This is a genomic window from Allocatelliglobosispora scoriae (assembly GCF_014204945.1).
Classification (GTDB): Bacteria; Actinomycetota; Actinomycetes; order Mycobacteriales; family Micromonosporaceae; genus Allocatelliglobosispora; species Allocatelliglobosispora scoriae.
This window is the reverse complement of record NZ_JACHMN010000002.1, coordinates 3,923,409-3,938,322: the sequence shown is the minus strand read 5'-3', so window position 1 is coordinate 3,938,322 and position 14,914 is coordinate 3,923,409. Positions and strand designations below refer to the sequence as shown.

The window sequence follows — 14,914 nt, the reverse complement described above, 5'->3', positions numbered from 1 at the left end:
GGTGCACGTCACGGCCCAGCCTGTCCAATGAGTTTCACCGGTTTTCCCTCCGAGTAGGAGAAACCAACATCAGGATGGTCATATGACGCGTCCAGGTGTGCAGCTCTCGAAACGTCAGCTCTACTGGCTGCTCGCCGGCCTCATGCTCGCGATGCTGCTCGCGGCTCTCGACCAGACGATCGTCGGCACCGCCCTGCCCACGATCGTCGGCGAGCTCGGCGGCCTGAGCCACTACTCATGGGTGGTCACGGCCTACCTGCTCGCCTCGACCGCGTCGACCCCGCTCTACGGCAAGATCTCCGACCTCTACGGGCGGCGCCCGGTCCTGCTCTTCGCGATCGGCATGTTCCTGCTCGGCTCACTGCTGGCAGGCCTCTCGCAGAACATGACGCAGCTCATCATCTTCCGCGGCGTGCAGGGTCTCGGCGCCGGCGGTCTGATGACGCTCGCCTTCACCATCGTCTCCGACGTGGTGCCGCCCCGCGAGCGCGGCCGCTACCAGGGATTCTTCGGCGCCGTCTTCGGCGTCTCGTCGGTGGCCGGGCCGCTCGTCGGTGGATACTTCGCCGAGCACAACTGGCGCTGGATCTTCTACATCAACCTGCCGCTCGGCATCATCGCGCTCATCCTCTGCAACCAGGTGCTGCGCCACGTCAACGTCCCGCACCGCCAGCACAAGATCGACTGGCTGGGTGCCGCAGCGATGGTCGCCGGTGTGAGCTGCCTGCTGCTCGCGCTCTCCTGGGGCGGATCCGAGTACGCCTGGGGCTCCCCCACGATCATCACGCTCTTCGTGGCCGGTGCCATCCTGAGCGCGCTGTTCATCTACATCGAGACGAAGGCAGTCGAGCCGATCCTGCCGCTGCGCCTGTTCAAGAACCGGACCTTCTCGCTCAGCAACGCGGCGAGCTTCGTCGTCGGCTTCGCGATGTTCGGCTCGATCATCTACATCCCGCTCTACCTGCAGATCGTCAAGGGCGCGACACCCACCGCGTCCGGACTGCTGATGCTGCCGATGATGGCCGGCATCATCTTCACCTCGATCATCGTGGGCGCGGCGACGGCGAAGATCGGCCGCTACAAGTGGTTCCCGGTCGTCGGCATCGCGACGATGGCGGTCGGCCTCTTCCTCTTCAGCCACCTGAAGGTCACGTCGCCGCTGTGGGTCTCGTTCATCTACATGGTCGTCGTCGGCATCGGCCTCGGCATGTCGATGCAGACCCTCATCCTCGGTCTGCAGAACGCCATCGACCCCAAGGACCTCGGCGCGGGCACCTCCACCTCGACCTTCTTCCGGTCGCTCGGTGGTTCCTTCGGCGTCGCGATCCTCGGCACGGTGCTCAACAACAACCTCGCCACGAAGCTCGCCGACGCGATGCCCGCCGCGCTGCAGCAACTGCCCGCCGACATCGCCGCCAGGTTCAAGGACCAGGTGATCACCATCGCGTCACCGGCGCAGATCAAGCTGCTCCCCGGCCCGCTGCGCAACGCCGTCGAGACCGCGCTGACCGGATCGCTGCACCCGGTCTTCCTCATCTCGTCGCTGGTCGCGGCGGTCGGCGTCCTGATCGCGCTGGGCATCCCCGACCTGAAGCTGCGCAGCGGCCCGCCGCCGGTCTCGGTCAACGAGCCCGACGACGACGTCGACAGCGACGCGGACTCGCAGGCAGCCGAAGCCGCGGCACACACCCAGACCATGATGTGACGCCGTGCGTCAGTGGACCTGGAGGATCCCGGTCCGCTCGAAGTTGGCGAGATCCTGCAGGACCAGCTGGTGGAAGTCGCTCAGCGGCATCTCCGACGGGTGGAAGAAGCCGGCGTCGGCCGCCTCCTCCGGATCGGGCTTGAGCTCGCCGCTGACGTCGGTCAGCAGGTAGGACATCGAGATGTGCTGGTAGGTGTGTCCGAACACGTTGGTGTAGGTGAACTGCGAGCCGCTGTAGAACGCGAACGGCGTCGCCAGCCCGGCCTTGATGCCGGTCTCCTCCCACACCTCCCGGACCACGCACTCGTCGAGCGACTCGCCCAGCTCCATGCCACCGGCGGGGAACGACCAGCTGCCGTTGTCCACGCGTTTGATCAGCAAGAACCGGCCCTGATCATCGCGGACGAGACCGCGAGCTCCGACGAACAGGAGCGTCTCATCGGGAAATGCGGCACGTAGCTTGCCGTGGTAGGACGCCCACCACTCTTCCTCGGCTGTCACGCCGCCAAACTACCGCTTCGATGCGACATCACGCAGCCTTCTTGGCCGCGGCCTTCTTCGCCGCAGTCGACTTGGCCGGTGCCGCCTTCTTCACGGCGGCCTTCTTGGCGGCGGGCTTGGCGGGTGCGGCGGGCTCCGCGGCCGGCTCGTCCTTGCGCGCCGCGCGGGCCCCGCTCGACGGAGGCCTTCAGCGCCGCCATCAGGTCGATCACCTCGCCCGGCTCGGTCTCCGGCTCGGCAGCGGCAACGACCTCCTTGCCCGCCACCTTGGCGTCGATGACCTGCTGCAACGCCTCGCGATAGGAATCGGTGAACTCGTCCGGGTGGAACTCGCCCGCCATCGACTCGATCAGCGACGCGGCCATCTGCAGCTCCTGCTTGCGCAGGTCGACATCCTTCTCCAGGAAGCCGAAGGCGGGATCACGCACCTCGTCGGGCCAGAGCATCGTGTTGAGGACGAGCACGTTGTCGCGTACCCGCATGGCTGCGAGCTGCTCGCGCTGTCGCAGCGCGACCTTGACCACCCCGATCTTCCCGGCCTGGGCGAGCGAGTCGCGCAGCAGGAGATAGGGCTTGACGCCCGCGGCGCCGTCGGGTTCGAGGTAGTAGCTCTTGCTGTAGAGGATCGGGTCGATCTGCTCGGCGGGCACGAACTCCAGCACCTCGATCGAGTGCGAGCTGGCGAGCGGCAGATCGGCGAGGTCCTCGTCGGTCAGGATCACCAGCTCGCCACCGCCGACATCGAGCCCCTTGGCGATCTGGTCGAAGGTGAGCTGCTTGCCGCAGATCTTGCAGACGCGCTGGTAGGAGATGCGCCCGCCGTCCTCCGGGTGCACCTGATGGAAGCGGATGTCCTTCTCCTCGGTCGCGGAGTAGAGCTTGACCGCGATCGCGACCAGCCCGAATGACACCGCGCCCTTCCAGATCGCCCTCATACGAACCAGATTCGCATATTCTGTGGGCATGCGGGTCGAGATCGACGGGAGGCAGCTTGATCTCTCAAATCTTGACAAACCGCTCTACGAGGATGGTTTCACCAAGGGTGAGGTCATCGACTACTACACGCGCATCGCGCCGGTCCTGCTGCCGCACCTCGCCGACAGGCCGCTGACCAGGATCAGATTCCCATCGGGTACGCACACCGCCGGCTTCTTCGAGAAGAACGCCCCGGCCGGCACCCCGTCGTGGATCCCGCGTACCCCCGACGGCCTCATCGTCTGCGAGGAGCTCGCGACGCTGGTCTGGCTCGCCAACCTCGCCGCCCTGGAGCTGCACACCCCGCAGTGGCGGGTCGGCAGCCCCGACCGTCCCGACATGGTCGTCTTCGACCTGGACCCCGGTCCCCCGGCAGGCCTGGACGAGTGCCGCACGGTCGCCCTGGCGATCAAGGACCGCCTGGCGCTCGACGGCCGGGAAGCCTTCGCCAAGACCTCGGGCCGCAAGGGCATGCAGGTCAGCGCCGCCTGGACCGGCAACGCCGACGAGGCGCAGTCCTATGTCAAGGCGATAGCGGCAGAGTTCGCCAAGGCGGCACCGGGGCAGATCACCGACCGCATGGTCGTCGCCGGCCGCACCGGGAAGGTCTTCATCGACTGGAGCCAGAACAACCCGTCCAAGACCACCGTCACCGCATACTCCCTGCGGGCGGGCCCTATCCCCACGGTCTCCACCCCCCTGTCCTGGCCAGAGGTGGCCAAGGGGGGATTCACCCCGGAAACCTTCACCCCCGCCGAAACCCTGCACCGCGTCACCACGACCGGCGACCTTTATTCGCGTTGATCAAGGGAAGACTCGCCATGTCGGGGGTCCGATATGCGGCGAGTCTTCCCTTGATCAACGCGAATTTTCGGGGTTACGGCGTGAGGGAGTCGGCGTCGACGATGGTGTAGGCGTAGCCCTGTTCGGCCAGGAAGCGCTGGCGGTGAGCCGCGTACTCGGTGTCTATCGTGTCCCTCGACACCACCGTGTAGAAGTGGGCCTGGCGGTGGTCGCCCTTGGGGCGCAGGACCCTGCCCAGGCGCTGGGCCTCCTCCTGGCGGCTGCCGAAGGTGCCGCTGACCTGGATCGCGACGGCCGCCTCGGGGAGGTCGATGGAGAAGTTGCCGACCTTCGACAGGATCAGGGTGCGGATCTCACCGGACCGGAACGCGTCGAAGAGCCGCTCGCGCTCCTTGTTGGTCGTCGCGCCCTGGATGATCGGGGCGTCGAGGAACTCCCCCAGCTCGTGCAGCTGGTCCAGGTAGGCGCCGATCACGAGCACCTGCTCGTCGGGGTGCTTGTCCACGATCGCCTTCACCACGGGGAGCTTGGTCCGGGCGGTCGCGGCGAGGCGGTAGCGCTCCTCGGCCTCCGTCAGGGCGTAGGCCATCCGCTCCTCGTCGGTGAGCGTGACGCGTACCTCGACGCACTCGGCCGGCGCGATCCAGCCCTGCGCCTCGATGTCCTTCCACGGCGCGTCGTAGCGCTTCGGCCCGATCAGGCTGAAGACGTCGCCCTCCTTGCCGTCCTCGCGGACGAGCGTGGCGGTGAGGCCGAGCCGCCGCCGGGCCTGGAGGTCGGCGGTGAAGCGGAAGATCGGTGCCGGGAGCAGGTGCACCTCGTCATAGATGATCAGGCCCCAGTCCCGGGCCTCGAAGACGTTGAGGTGCGGGAAGGTGCCACCACGACGCATCGTGAGCACCTGGTAGGTCGCGATCGTGACCGGGCGGATCTCCTTGCGTTCGCCCGAATACTCCCCGATCTCCTCCTCGGTCAGGTTGGTCCGCGCGATCAGCTCGCGCTTCCACTGCCGACCGGCGACCGTGTTGGTCACGAGGATCAGCGTCGTGGCCTTGACATCGGCCATCGCGGCAGCGCCCACCAGCGTCTTGCCCGCACCGCAGGGGAGCACGACGACACCGGAGCCGCCGGCCGCGAAGTGCTGGACCGCTTCGCGCTGATAACCGCGCAGCGTCCAGCCGTCCTCCGCGAGGTCGATCTGGTGCGCCTCGCCGTCGACATAGCCCGCGAGGTCCTCGGCGGGCCAGCCGAGCTTCAGCAGCGCCTGCTTGAGCCGGCCCCGCTCGGACGGGTGCACCTGGATCGTGTCGGCGTCGATCTGCGCGCCGAGCATCCCGGCGAGCTTCTTCGACTTGGCGACCTCGATCAGCACCATCCGGTCCAGCCCGCGCAGCACGAGACCGTGCACCGGATCGGCGACGAGCTGGAGCCTGCCGTAGCGGTCCATCGTCTCGGCGACATCGACGAGCAGCGCGTGCGGCACCGGGTAGCGCGAGAAGCGCAGCAGGGCATCGACGACCGCCTCGGCGTCGTGGCCCGCCGCGCGCGCGTTCCACAGCCCCAGCGGCGTCAGCCGGTAGGTGTGCATGTGCTCCGGCGAGCGCTCCAGCTCGGCGAAGGGCGCGATCGCCATCCGGCAGGCGGTGGCGTCGGCGTGGTCCACCTCCAGCAGCAGGGTCTTGTCCGACTGAACGATCAGGGGTCCGCCCGACACTTCATGACCTCCGGGTTGGCTGACGATGACCCTCCATGGTGACACGTCCCGAGGGAGACCGCGTTTCGCCGAAGGAGACAACCTCGCCGGAACCTGTCCAAACGGTCACACCGGGCTCACCGAACGGACCATTCGGGGGTCCGACCGCAACCTCTGCATACCGCCTATGCGTCCCTCGGTTGCATGCACGTTCGGGGGCGTCCAACGGGGGCGAACGATGCCTGCAATGCAAAACGGGGATGGCGCCGGCGGTTCTCCGCCGGCGCCGCCATCGATTGAGGCTATCGATCGCGAGCGTTGTTGCGCCAGACCGCTCCGACCACCGAGACCACGATGAGCAGCAGCAGCGCCGTGCCGACCGATTCTCCGGCGGCGTCGAGCAGGTGCCGGTCGAGCACCAGCCAGGCGAAGAAGAACCAGGCGACGAGCCCCAGGGCAACCGCCACCGTGACGGCCCGGGCCGCGCGTGAGATGCCCGGCGACTTCGCCGTCTCCTCCGGCTGGCCCAGTTCCGGCTCCGTTGTCATTGCCGCCCTCCCGCGTTCGAGCGCAGTCCCGACCACCAGACTGGCACGCGAAACGCCCGTATGAGGAGTTTTCGCCGACACTGCCCGGACGAGCGCGCGGACCCCGCCTGAGCGGCGCGTCTGTCCATCCCGGAAGAGCCGGGCGGGGCTATCGAGAATGTGCTACCAGCGGTTAATGTCTCGGTGCAACCGGACGCCGATCTTCCACGTGTACCGGGAAGAATCGACACCGTTGGTCGGGGAGGGCCAGATGCGAGCTGAGCATCGAACGATCCGCAGGGCCGGCGCGCTGGCGCTTGGTGCCCTGTTCCTACTGACCGGCTGCGGACCCACGGACAACGTGGCCGCACCCCAAGAACCGGTGGCACAGACCAGCAGCGCCCCCGCGACGAGTACGGCGGCGATCCAGCCGTCCCCGTCCGCCAAGCCGACGCCCACCAAGGCGGCGGCCGGCACCGGAGGCGGCGGTGCGGCATCCTCGCCGTGCCCGCTCGGCTCGAAGCTGAGGGACGTCGAGACGGCCCTCGCCAAGATCGGCACCTACGGCGCGATCGTCGCCGACGGAAAGCTGAGCGCCGGGGACTGCGCCACCATCAAGGCCTTCCAGAAGCGGATGGGGATCTCCCCCGCCAACGGCAAGGCAGGCGAGACCACGGCCGCCGTCGCGAAGCGCATCGCCGCCACCGACCCGGCCACCTGCAAGGCCGGTAACGCCACCATGGCCTGCGTCGACCTGACTCACCAGACCTTCTACATCATGTCGGGCGGCAAGGTGGTCCTCGGACCGACCGTCACCCGGACCGGCATGAAGGGGTTCGCCACCACGGCGGGCACCTACGGGATCAACGACCGCAGCACGAAGCACTGGTCGCGTCCCTACAAGGTCTGGCTGCCCTACTGGCAGCACTTCAACGACGGCATGGGCCTGCACGAGACCACCACCTACATCCACAACACGGGCATCGGCTCGCACGGCTGCGTCAACCTGCTCCACAACGACGCGGTCAAGGCATACTCGCTGCTCGGCTACGGCTCCAAGGTGCGCCTCTACGGTCGGCGCATCGGCACCTGATCGGTAGAACGCCTGTTATTGCGTATCGAGGACGGCCGCGGTGACTCGACTCAGCGCGAATGTGTGCAGGGTCTGGGTGCGGTCGTCCTCGGCGCGTAGGTAGCCCGCGCCGATCGAGACCGGGCGCACCAACCGCGACGCCGTCGAGCCGTGCGCGTCGACGTAGCCGACCCAGACCTTCGCCTTGTCCCGCACCGCCTGCTGCAGCACCGCCAGCGCCTCCGTGTGCGCCTGAACGGCGGTCAGCCCATCGACGGGACCCCCTGTCGCCGCACGGACCGCCAGGGGCGCTCGGCGGGCCGCCCGACTCGCGGCGTCGCCGCGCCGGATCTGCTCCACGATCCCCAGCAGTCGCGGCCGGGTCAGCCCGGCGGTCAGGTCGATCGCCGGACTCACCGGCGGCCGCGCCACCGACCGGCGCAGCTTGGGCCTGGTCAGCACGACCGCACCGGTCGAGTCCTCCGGGGACGGTGCATAGCCCGCCTCGCGCAGCGCCGTCAGCAGCCGCCCCGCCTGGCTCACCGTGATCAGCACCGTCGGCGCCAGCCGCCGCAGCCCCAGCGCGCTCAGCCGCCGGTCCGCGAGCACGGTCGCGATCAGCGCCTCGTCATCGCTGCGCAGATAGGCCCCGGCCGAGCCGGTCCGCAAACCGCCGTGGGTACGCGCAGCATCGTCGATCAGGTAGGTGAGCCCCTGCGGCACCGGCGTCCGGGACCGGCGGGCGAAGAGCGAGTGCAGGTCGGCACCGGCGTAACCGGCGTCGAGCGCCCGCCGCAGGCTGGCCTGGGTCACCCGGTAGACCACGGCACCGCCACCGGATTCGTGGTCGGCGACGAGATCGAGCTCCGCCGCGAGACCGGCCTCCGGCGGCCCCGGCACGACGACCGTCAGGTCCCCCTGGATCAGGAACTCGGTCACCGGCGGCGGCAGCAGTGCGGCGAGCGCCACGGCGGCCGGGTTCTGATCGCGCGGGCGGTCACCGCTCGGCCCTCGACCCAGCGGATCGTCCGGCTCGTCGGGCACGACCAGCGGCAATGCGTAAGAGGCGAGGCCGCCGTAACCCGTGAAGCCCAGCTCCGCAGCCTCCGACAGCACCCCGAGATAGAGCTGCTCACGACCTCGGACCCGCAGCGGCGTATGCCAGGCGAGCACCTCGACGAGCTGCTCCGGGGTGGGCGTGACGCCGGGCGGCAGTGCCCGCAGCGTCGCCTTGCGCAGCACGGGTGCGCCGGCTCGCTCCGCCTCCGGAGCGAGTGCCGTGATCGCCCGGTCCCGCTCGTCGCGCTGACCGATCAGGGCCGCCTGCCTCGGCATCGCCAGCCACGCCGTGGCGAGCACCGCCCACCGTTGCGCGACGGTCTCGGTGCGCCATCCGTCATATGCGGCGCTCGGCAGATAGATCGTCTCGATCGAGGTCTCCAGCTCCGCGACGAGGCCCGCCGCGTAGACGATCTCGATCAGCAGCGCCGCCAGCGGCTCGGGCAGGTCGGCCGACTTGGCGAGGCGGCGCAACGGCAGCACGCCCATGCCACCGGCACGCAGCACGGGCGGCGGATCGGCGGCGAGCGCCTCGATCAGGGCTTCTGCTTGGCGTACCACAGACATGACCTGGCCTGCGGCGGCGCGGTCGATGGCCGCCTGCGCACGCGACGGCGGCGGCAGCTCCGGGGCCGCCGGATGGAGCGGTCCGAGCGGCCCGGCGTCGCGGCGCAGCAGCAGCCCCAGCTCGCGCGGGAGCTCCACGGTCTGGTGGTCGACGCGCACGAGGAGGTGCTGTCCGATGAGGCCCAGCAGGGTCTCGGACGGTTCGGTGAAGGTGCCGACGGGCGGGCCCTCGGCGAGCCGGTCCAGCACCGCCCGAGCCTCCGGCGGTGCCGCGAGCAGAGCGCGGCGGACGCGAGCGGGGTCGGCCATGAGCGCAGCCGTCTGCTCGTCGAGGGCGTCCGCCGGGCGGCCCAGCCCGGCGATGTAGTGCCCGCGGACCTCGTCGACGGCACCGGCGACCCGGAGCTCGTCATCGGGTCCATAGAGCAGGAAGAGCGTGATCAGCTCCTGCACGGCGCTGCGGACGCGGGTCGGCTCCGGCCCGCCGGTCGGCACCGCGGCGAGCGCGATGATCGCGTCGGCGGAGGTGTAGCCGTCGTCGGACCGGGTCAGCCGGGCCGCGTCGAGGATCTCGAGCGTGAAGAGGTCGAGCCCGTCGAGGACGCGTGCCACCGAGAGGCGGGTCTGCGCCCGCGCGGCGAGCACCCCCATGTCGGCGGGGATCGGGGTGACCAGGTCGGGTCGGGCCCGCAGGAGTCCGCCCAGCGCCTCATCTGTCAGCGCGCGGAGCCGTTCGGCGAATGAGGTGCCCATCCCCTCTACGCTAGCGCCCGCGCCGGGTGCGGTGGGGCACGACCGTCAGTGGCATATCCCCGTTGGTTGATTGGGCCACGATCGTTAGCCTTATCGACGGGCCGCGCGACGCGGCTGGAGTCGAGTTGACGCACAGTTCCAAGAAGGCAGGGATCAGCGGTGCCTACCGGTCGGGTCAAGTGGTATGACGCCCAGAAGGGCTACGGCTTCGTCACGAGCGACGAGGGCGGCGACGTGTTTCTGCCCAAGACCGCGCTACCCGCCGGCGTCACCGAGGTCAAACAGGGCCAGAAGATCGAGTTCGGTGTCGTCGAAGGACGCAAGGGCGCGCAGGCGATGTCTGTGCAGGTCCTCGACGCGCCGCCGTCGCTGACGCAGGCACGGGCGGACGCGCAGCGCCGCTCGCCGGACGAGCTCAACACGCTCATCGAAGACATGATCAAGGTCTTGGAGTCGAAGATCCTCCCGGACCTGAAGCGCGGCCGGCACCCCGACCGCAAGATGGGCCAGAAGATCGGCGAGGCGCTCCACGTGGTCGCCCGCGAACTGGAGAGTTAGTCCCTTCTCAAGCGGTGGTGGCCTTCAACAGGGCTGCCACCGCTCGCTCTCCGTCGGGGCCGAGGTTCTCGGTGAACTCGTTGACATAGAGCGCGATGTGCGCGTCGACGACCTCCGGCTCCATCTCCTGCGCGTGCGACAGGACGTAGTCCCGGCTCAGCGACGGATCGGCCCAGGCCGTCCGCACGGATTGCCGGATCCACTCGGCTGCCTCGACCGGGTCGACGGCTCCGCGCTTGGCGAGGATCGCACCGAGCGGGATCGGCAGCCCGGTGTCGGTCTCCCACCACTCGCCCAGGTCGACGAGCTGGGTCAGGCCGTAACGCTGGTAGGTGAAGCGGGCCTCGTGGATGACGAGCCCGGCATCGAATCGACCCGCCGCGACCCCCGGCATGATCTCGTGGAACGGCACCACGACGACCTCCCGAGGCACCTGACCGGATTGCTGGGCCCAGAGCCGCATCAGCAGGTAAGCCGTCGTCCGCTCCCCCGGCACGGCGACCACCCCGTCGTGGAACCCCTGGCCGTTGGTGAGCAGCAGCGGACCGCAGCCCCGCCCGAGCGCGCCGCCGCAGGGCAGCAGCTCATAGGTGTCCAGCAGCCACGGCAGCGCCGCGTAGGAGACCTTGACCAGGTCGAACCGCCCGTCGAGCGCACTGGTGTTGGTCACGTCCACGTCGGCGAAGGTGACGTCGAAGCTCGGCGCTCCCGGCACCAGCCCGTGCACGAGCGCGTGGAAGACGAACGTGTCGTTCGGGCAGGGTGAGAAGGCGATCGAGAGGCTCACCGCCCCACCGTATGCCCCCAGCCGGCAGCGGCGCTCGTGAGGGCCGACAGTGCCGCCCCGATGCGCCAGGAACCCCGATCGCGGGGTCCGATCGCGTTGGAGATCGCCCGCAGCTCGCCGAACGCGATGCCCGCGCCCGCGGCGGCAGCCGCGACACCGCCACCCTCCATCGCCTCAGCGACGGCGTCGGGCCAGCGGCGGCGTACCTCCGCGGTCCCCGCCGCGGTCCCGGTGACCGTGGAGACGGTGAGGATGTCACCGATCTCGGCGCCCGGCAGCGCTGCGACCAGCTCGGCCAGCAGCGCCGCGTCGGCCGTCGTGATCGCCGAACCGAAGCCCAGCTCGTCGATGGGGATGAACCCGTCCGGTGCATCGGCGCCCAGGTCCGCGATGATGCTGCGGGCCGCGACGACGAGGCCGCCGAGCTCGGTCCGGTCGGCGAACCCACCCCCGATCCCCACCGAAACCACCCGGGTGTACGCCGACCCGCGCCCCTCGGCGAGCGCCAGCAGTCTCGCGGTCCCGGCCGCTGCCGCCGCCGGACCGACACCGACTGCCGCCACGGTCAGCAGCTCCGGATCGATCCCGGACAACCCGGCCCGGAATGCGTCGGCCTCGGCCTCGACAGCCGTCACCACCAGCGTCGTCATGTGCTCCCTCTCCTGCCCGTGGCGGGCTCGCCAGTGGTCGTGTGCCCTGCCCGTTGCGGGCTTGCCGGTCGTCGTGCGCGACTGCCCGGGGCGGGCTTGCCAGTGGTCGTGCGCGACGCTTTGCTCTGCTTACACCCGCGCACCACCATCGCTCTGCTTACACCCGCGCACCACACCATCGCTCTGCTTACACCTGCGCACCGCACCATCGCTCTGCTTACATCTGCGCACCACCACCATCGCTCTGCTTACACCTACGCATCAGTCGCCGTGGTGCGTCCGTGTAAGCAGAGCAAAGCCTCGCGACACCTTAAGCCAACCCCAGATCCCATCACACAAACGTCAGGCAAGTCACGCAGCGTATGCGGTACCCGCCGCGCCGCGCCGCCGATGCGGCCAGTCCTGCACTGAGTGCGCCCTGCGGCATGCCACGCTGCGTCCCGGGTGCCGCGATCAGGTTCCGCACGGCCTCGATCGCGCTCGTTCCGGGAAATTGCCCTCTCCGGCCCCTCCCGAAGCCGCTATTTCTGGGAAAGAGCACGATCAAGCGCCATAGCAGACCGGCAAAGGGCCGCTGCTCAGTCGTCCAAAGTCGACGGGCGATAGACCGAGTAGCCCTCGGCCTCCGCGTCGCCCGGGTGCGCGCCCACCGGCGGCAGGATCTCCGTCGGCGCGATCGGCTGCTGCGGCGCGACCGGCTGCGTCGGCAGCGACTTGCGCGTCGGCTGCTTCACGACGGGCGGCCGGGGCTCATCGTCGACGGTCGGGCCCGGCAGCGTCAGCACGATGATCGCCACGGCGACCAGCAGGACCTCGGCGATCGTCAGCGGCCACAGCCCGCCGATCATCAGCGCGATCAGCGCGAGCCCGATCGCCCACGGCATCGTGTAGGCGACGTAGCTCAGCGTGCCCGCCACGAACCGCCCGCGCGTCGTCGGCGCCAGCAGCGAGCGCATGGTCAGCACCCATGAGAAGCGGTCGACGAGCAGCATCGCGACCAGGACCGCCACGGCGAGGGCACCGAAGAACTTCGACGAGCCCGAGCCGCCGCCGACGAGGAAGACCGGCGGCGCGAGAGCCAGCACGGCGAGAGCGATCACCCGCAGGATCGTGAGCGCGGCCCAGGTGAGCCGGATCAGGCTGCGCTGCGTGAAGTAGAGCGCGCCGCAGATCGCGACGGCGGCGAGGGCGCCGAAGAGGGAAGCCCAGCCCGAGCCGACCGGCGAGCCGCGCCGCCACAGCTCGGCGAGGAAGAGCAGGTCCGCCGCGACCGAGAGGGCGGCGAGGTCGAGCAGCCGCCCGAGCCGGGGCACGCCGTTGGCGGTGACCACGCGGGCCGCCAACGCGTGCCGGACGAGCCACTGCATACCCCGCCAGACACGGCCCGCCATCGCCACGAGCAGCGCGGCGATGGCGGTGATGATCCGGCCGATCTCCTGAAGCACGGATTGATCCTAGGCCGGAATCTTGATCGGTTCCTCGATCAATCTGGGTGTCAGCGGCTTCTTCGGGTCGAGCCACGGGGTGTGCGCGGCACGGTTGGGCTGCGGCATCCACTTGCGCCCGACCCGGTCCAGGCCGATCGGGTAGATCGTGAGCGAGCCGTCGCGACCGAAGTGCAGCCGCAGGAACCCCTTGTAGTCCTCGATGCCCTGACCGGCGAAGAGCTCGTTGAGGTTGACCCGGAAGTTGCCGGCGATGAAGAGATACAACGCGACGAGTTCGGACGCCACGACGCCCCAGATCGGACCGTAGATCACGAAGGCGAGCACCCCGGGCAGCGGCCAGTCGTAGCCGTCGAAGGGCAGTTCCCGCCAGAGATACCACCCCGCGTAGCCGAGCGCGATGTGGCCGAGGCCGTGGAAGAAGCCGAGGATGACGGGGACCCGCCGCATCATGCCGTGGGACAGGCCGATCGCGAAGAAGAGCGAGCCGATCATCATGACCGCGATCATGAGGAAGGCCGGCATGCTGAGCAGGCGGTTGGCCCGGCCGTTCAGGGAGAGCAGGAAGAGCGTCTGCGCTATGCCGAGCAGGGTGGTGAAGCCCGGATTGCGCAGCGGCAGCCGGGCGAAGATCCCGCCGCCGAGCGCGTGCGAGCGAGCCCGGCTCGGGTAGGTCTTGCGCAGCGTGTAATCGCGCTGGCGGGTGTCACGGGCGAAGGGCTGCCGGGGAGGAACGGTCACCGTGGTCGGCAGCCCGTGGGTCGCCGCGAGGTAGGCGCCGCCGCCGCCGGCGGTGATGAGGTGCTCCGCGTCGCTGCCCTTCTCGGCGTACCGCGCGTAGTGGTGGGTGTCGCCGGAGATCATGACCGCGACCTTCGCACCCGTCGGGTCGATCAGTTTGCGCCGGAAGTAGGCGAGCGTGTCATAGCCGCGCGGGTGCTCCCGGGTCTGCGCCCAGGACGGCTGCGGATAGGTGATGATGACCTTGTCATCGGGCCCCATCAACGCAGCCACGCTGCGGAAATAGTCCATCTGCGGATCGTCGAGATAGGCCTCGGCCTGCACGTCGACCGCGAGGATCCACCACTTGTTGGGCAGCTTCATCGCGAAGTAGCTGCGAGTCTGCTTCGTCTGCCAGGCACCGAGGTGGCCGCCCTCACGACGGGCGAACAGGCGCAGGAAGGCGGTGAGTCCGTCGTACCAGTCGTGGTTTCCGGGGAGCGCGAAGAGCGTCGGCGGGGTCTCGCCGGGAGCGGGCGTCGGCATCGCGGCGAGGTAGGGACCGACCATGCGGTTCTCGTAGGCCTCGCTGCTCGCCGTCGGGTAGACCTGGTCGCCGCCCATCAGCAGCACCTCGGCGCGCGGCAGCTCGTGCCCGTCGACCGTGAGCTTCTTCTGCGCGAGCAGCCACGCGATGGAGTAGGTGGCGTTGAAGCCGTCGCCGAGGTCGGCGACGTAGTCGACCCACAGCTCCTCGTCGAGCGCGTGCTCCTCGAAGATCCGGGTGGCGAAGGCGCCCTGCAGCTCACGCTTGTCCAGGTAGGCCCCGAACTGGCTGGCGAGGGCGACGCGGGCGCCGGTCGCGGCGAGCAGCACCGGGCCGAGCCACGGCACCGGGGACTGCGGCGTGAAGCCGAGGTCCTTGGGGTCCATCGAGGACGGCCGGTGACTCGGCAGCACGATGGTCGGCTCGTCGCTGATCTCTTCCGGGATCAGCTGCGCCGGAACAATGATCACCGTCGGGACAGCCTCGGTGGGAAGCACCACGGCGGGAATCCCGACGGTCGGAATCGGCTCGGTCGCATCGGCATCGCTCAC

Annotated in this window: 12 protein-coding genes and 1 pseudogene; 4 read left to right on the top strand and 9 right to left on the bottom strand. The window is 69.4% G+C overall.

What is annotated here, in order from left to right:
* Nucleotides 1–82: 82 nt before the first annotated feature.
* Nucleotides 83–1,705, top strand: coding sequence for an MDR family MFS transporter (locus F4553_RS23520; RefSeq protein ID WP_184839335.1), 1,623 nt, complete (start codon nucleotides 83–85; stop codon nucleotides 1,703–1,705).
* Between the two features lie 9 nt (nucleotides 1,706–1,714).
* Here the strand turns inward: F4553_RS23520 and F4553_RS23515 are convergent, their stop codons facing one another.
* Both F4553_RS23515 and ku read right to left on the bottom strand, forming a co-directional pair.
* The gene (locus F4553_RS23515) at nucleotides 1,715–2,206 is read right to left on the bottom strand and encodes an NUDIX domain-containing protein (protein WP_184839333.1); all 492 of its coding nucleotides are present in this window, start codon (nucleotides 2,204–2,206) and stop codon (nucleotides 1,715–1,717) included.
* A 28-nt stretch (nucleotides 2,207–2,234) separates the two neighbouring features.
* Nucleotides 2,235–3,141, bottom strand: a pseudogene (ku, locus tag F4553_RS23510) (non-homologous end joining protein Ku).
* A gap of 28 nt (nucleotides 3,142–3,169) precedes the next feature.
* Between ku and ligD the strand changes: the two are divergent.
* Complete coding sequence (gene ligD, locus F4553_RS23505) at nucleotides 3,170–3,985, top strand: non-homologous end-joining DNA ligase (protein ID WP_184839331.1); 816 nt, start codon at nucleotides 3,170–3,172, stop codon at nucleotides 3,983–3,985.
* Nucleotides 3,986–4,058: 73 nt separating this feature from the next.
* On the opposite strand, the gene F4553_RS23500 is transcribed toward ligD, so the two are convergent.
* Complete coding sequence (locus F4553_RS23500; RefSeq protein WP_184839329.1) at nucleotides 4,059–5,699, bottom strand: DNA repair helicase XPB; 1,641 nt, start codon at nucleotides 5,697–5,699, stop codon at nucleotides 4,059–4,061.
* 281 nt (nucleotides 5,700–5,980) lie between these two features.
* On the bottom strand, nucleotides 5,981–6,226 hold the full coding sequence (locus F4553_RS23495) for a hypothetical protein (protein WP_184839327.1): 246 nt from the start codon (nucleotides 6,224–6,226) through the stop codon (nucleotides 5,981–5,983).
* Nucleotides 6,227–6,476: 250 nt separating this feature from the next.
* On the opposite strand from F4553_RS23495, the gene F4553_RS23490 reads away from it, so the two are divergent.
* Nucleotides 6,477–7,298, top strand: a complete 822-nt coding sequence (locus tag F4553_RS23490; RefSeq protein WP_184839325.1) for a L,D-transpeptidase family protein — start codon at nucleotides 6,477–6,479, stop codon at nucleotides 7,296–7,298.
* A gap of 15 nt (nucleotides 7,299–7,313) precedes the next feature.
* Here the strand turns inward: F4553_RS23490 and F4553_RS23485 are convergent, their stop codons facing one another.
* Complete coding sequence (locus F4553_RS23485; RefSeq protein ID WP_184839323.1) at nucleotides 7,314–9,656, bottom strand: helicase-associated domain-containing protein; 2,343 nt, start codon at nucleotides 9,654–9,656, stop codon at nucleotides 7,314–7,316.
* Between the two features lie 159 nt (nucleotides 9,657–9,815).
* Here F4553_RS23485 and F4553_RS23480 point away from each other — a divergent pair, with 159 nt between their 5' ends.
* Nucleotides 9,816–10,214, top strand: coding sequence for a cold-shock protein (locus F4553_RS23480; RefSeq protein WP_184839321.1), 399 nt, complete (start codon nucleotides 9,816–9,818; stop codon nucleotides 10,212–10,214).
* A 7-nt stretch (nucleotides 10,215–10,221) separates the two neighbouring features.
* Here F4553_RS23480 and F4553_RS23475 read toward each other — a convergent pair whose 3' ends face one another.
* The 4 genes from F4553_RS23475 to F4553_RS23460 all read right to left on the bottom strand — a co-directional run bounded on the left by F4553_RS23475 (nucleotide 10,222) and on the right by F4553_RS23460 (nucleotide 14,914).
* Nucleotides 10,222–11,001 carry a 1,4-dihydroxy-6-naphtoate synthase gene (locus F4553_RS23475; protein ID WP_184839319.1) on the bottom strand — a complete coding sequence of 260 codons (780 nt, stop codon included), beginning with the start codon at nucleotides 10,999–11,001 and terminating at the stop codon, nucleotides 10,222–10,224.
* Nucleotides 10,998–11,651, bottom strand: a complete 654-nt coding sequence (locus F4553_RS23470) for a futalosine hydrolase (protein WP_184839317.1) — start codon at nucleotides 11,649–11,651, stop codon at nucleotides 10,998–11,000. Before F4553_RS23470 ends, F4553_RS23475 begins: the two co-directional genes overlap by 4 nt.
* Before the next feature lie 578 nt (nucleotides 11,652–12,229).
* The gene (locus F4553_RS23465) at nucleotides 12,230–13,096 is read right to left on the bottom strand and encodes a hypothetical protein (RefSeq protein WP_184839315.1); all 867 of its coding nucleotides are present in this window, start codon (nucleotides 13,094–13,096) and stop codon (nucleotides 12,230–12,232) included.
* Between the two features lie 9 nt (nucleotides 13,097–13,105).
* The gene (locus F4553_RS23460) at nucleotides 13,106–14,914 is read right to left on the bottom strand and encodes a metallophosphoesterase (RefSeq protein WP_312875322.1); all 1,809 of its coding nucleotides are present in this window, start codon (nucleotides 14,912–14,914) and stop codon (nucleotides 13,106–13,108) included.

What these genes read in the sequence shown, in the direction of transcription:
- F4553_RS23495 (WP_184839327.1), bottom strand. Translation starts at nt 6,226, where the DNA reads ATGACAACGGAGCCGGAACTGGGCCAGCCGGAGGAGACGGCGAAGTCG.
- ligD (WP_184839331.1), top strand. Translation starts at nt 3,170, where the DNA reads ATGCGGGTCGAGATCGACGGGAGGCAGCTTGATCTCTCAAATCTTGAC.
- F4553_RS23490 (WP_184839325.1), top strand. Translation starts at nt 6,477, where the DNA reads ATGCGAGCTGAGCATCGAACGATCCGCAGGGCCGGCGCGCTGGCGCTT.
- F4553_RS23485 (WP_184839323.1), bottom strand. Translation starts at nt 9,656, where the DNA reads ATGGGCACCTCATTCGCCGAACGGCTCCGCGCGCTGACAGATGAGGCG.
- F4553_RS23470 (WP_184839317.1), bottom strand. Translation starts at nt 11,651, where the DNA reads ATGACGACGCTGGTGGTGACGGCTGTCGAGGCCGAGGCCGACGCATTC.
- F4553_RS23520 (WP_184839335.1), top strand. Translation starts at nt 83, where the DNA reads ATGACGCGTCCAGGTGTGCAGCTCTCGAAACGTCAGCTCTACTGGCTG.